Annotated in this window: 2 protein-coding genes; both read right to left on the bottom strand. The window is 71.2% G+C overall.

Going from position 1 to position 1,775, the window contains the following annotated elements:
- Positions 1–1,414 (bottom strand): type VI secretion system protein TssA (gene tssA / locus WBA11_RS06360; protein ID WP_424519866.1); only part of this gene is annotated, 1,414 nt, incomplete at its 3' end.
- Between the two features lie 2 nt (positions 1,415–1,416).
- On the bottom strand, positions 1,417–1,775 hold a 359-nt coding region (locus WBA11_RS06355; RefSeq protein ID WP_424519865.1), incomplete at its 5' end, for a hypothetical protein.

Genomic DNA, 1,775 nt, shown 5'->3' with positions numbered 1-1,775 from the left:
CGTCTGCGCCGTCCAACAAACCGAGCGCGACGTCGGGACGACCCGATCCAAGGCACAGTTCGGCGGCGGTGACGGTTCGCTCGAAGCGGTCTCGGGGCGCGCCGGCCTCGGCCATCAACGCTGCGATCGCCCCGGGCACGTCGCCGCCGGAGGCCTGCTCGCGGGCGTCCTTGACGGCCTCCTCCGTCGCCGGGCTCAAGCCGCTGCCTCCACTGCCTCCGCCCTCGTCAGTGGACGCGATCTCGTCGAGCCAAGCGATGGTGAGCGGGTCGGCAAAGGGCGTGCCGCCCAGGAAGGAGAGTGTGGGTAGCGCGGGCAGGCGACGGACGAGCGCGGCGGTCGTCGATTCGACGGCGGCGAGCGCGGCGGCTCCCGGCGGACCGAGGGCCTTGTATGAGGTCGCGAGGAGTCGTTGGAGGTCGAGCCAGAAGTGGAACGGCGGGCGGGCGAACGCCGCCTCGCCCTCCTTGATCAGGACCGCGTAGTTGCCGCCCGAGACCATCCCGTTGTAGATCTGCTGAACGTCTGGTGGTGGATCTGGGATGGCGCCGGATGGTGGGGCTAGGGGGATGGCGTCCCACCGTGCGGCCCGCGTGAGCGAGACGGCCGTCGCGCTGTTGGGGTCCTCCTTGCGCAGGAACCCAGCGATCTGGAAGACGACACCCAGTGCCTCCGAGACGGTCTCGTAGCTCGCGTCCCCACCGCCACCGCTCGGTTTCGCCGCAGCGGGCGCCGGCCTCGAGGGCGCTGCCTCCGCCGTTGCATCGGACGCCGGTTGGGCCTCCGGCTCGGGTTCTGGCTCCGGTTCCGGCTCTGGCTCGGCTGGCTTGGGTGTCAGCCGTAGGCGCTCGGTCAACTCGCGCTTGAGCCCGCTGAACGCCGGGGCGTTCTCGCCCATCGCCTCGGTCACGAACGCCTGCAACGCCGCCGTCTCCTCGAGGGCGACCTCGATGGCGTCCCGGTCCTCGAGGGCGGACTTCGTCTCCTTGACCCAGTCGCTCGCCCGCTCGGCGACGAACTGCAGCGCGGACTGCCGCCCGCGCATCCGTCGGACCGGCGGGAACGCCTCCTCCCAAAACCCCTGTGCGACGGCGCGGACGGACGCCAGTCCCTCAGCGACGCCGGCGTAGCCCTGCGTCCGCATGAGCCCCAGGATGAGGTAGCTCGTGACCGTCAGGTCCTTTGACTTGTCGCTCAGGATCGTCGTCGCCAGGTCCACGATGACGTCGAAGTCGACGTCGCCTGCGGCACCGAGGGCGTCGACCTGGTCCTTGAGCTCCTGGAACTCGTCCTCGTATTTCATGTCGATGCCCGCCGGGGCATCGCCAGAGATGGGCGCGCGGACGGCCTCGAGGCGGGGCGTCGTGTACTCGGACGGAGCGTCCTCGATGTCGGGGGCGGTATCGTCGGCCATGGCTAGCGGAGCGTGGAGAGGCAGTCGAGGGTGTCCGCGATGGACGCGGCGGTATCGTCGAGGACGGAGCGGACGCGGTGAGGGAGCCGGTCGAGGGCTCGGAGGCGGGCCGACGCGGGGCCGGCGTCGAGCGCGGAGATCCGGTCCGTGTTCGGCATCCCGGTCAGGAGCGCGCGGAATGCGGGAGGGGACACGTCGCCGAAAAACGCGTAAAGCGCGGCGGGCGGGCCGCCGGTCCAGAACAGCGACGGCACCGGCGCGCGGGGGAGCAGGTGCCAGAACACGGTCAGCCAGAAAGCGACCGCGTCGCGTCCCTGGAAGCCCGGCGCGGGAGCCGGGAGCGACAGGCGCAACCCGTAGG

This window comes from Rubrivirga sp., assembly GCF_049648075.1.
In the GTDB taxonomy this organism is placed as follows: Bacteria; Bacteroidota; Rhodothermia; order Rhodothermales; family Rubricoccaceae; genus Rubrivirga.
Note: the sequence above shows the minus strand (reverse complement) of the source record. Positions and strands in the feature narration are given on the sequence as shown.